This is a genomic window from Neisseria sp. P0001.S005 (genome assembly GCF_051963715.1).
The window spans coordinates 1-425 of the sequence record NZ_JBQCTZ010000637.1 but is presented as its reverse complement, the minus strand read 5'-3'; the positions used below and the strand labels follow the sequence as shown (position 1 = coordinate 425).

General features: G+C 53.9%; 1 pseudogene. It reads left to right on the top strand.

Going from position 1 to position 425, the window contains the following annotated elements:
* Nucleotides 1-425 (top strand): annotated as a pseudogene (locus ACTHSP_RS22130) (glutamate dehydrogenase); the annotation flags it as partial.

Here is a 425-nt window from a genome sequence, read left to right as displayed (position 1 = left end):
GTACGCCGCGAACGCGTGGCCACTTACGCCAAAGAACAAGGCCTGCAATACTTTGAAAACCAAAAACCGTGGAACATTGCGGCCGAAGTCGCCCTGCCTTGCGCCACCCAAAACGAATTGGACGCAGACGCTGCCAAAATCTTGCTGGCCAACGGTTGCTATGTGGTTGCCGAAGGTGCGAACATGCCGTCAACTTTAGGCGCAGTCGAACAATTTATCAAAACCGGCATCCTCTACGCTCCAGGCAAAGCCTCCAACGCCGGCGGTGTAGCGACTTCAGGTTTGGAAATGAGTCAAAACGCCATCCGCCTGTCTTGGACACGCGAAGAAGTGGACAGCCGCCTGTTTGACATCATGCACAACATCCACGAATCCTGCCTGAAATACGGCAAAGTCGGCGACAAAGTGAACTACGTCAATGGTGC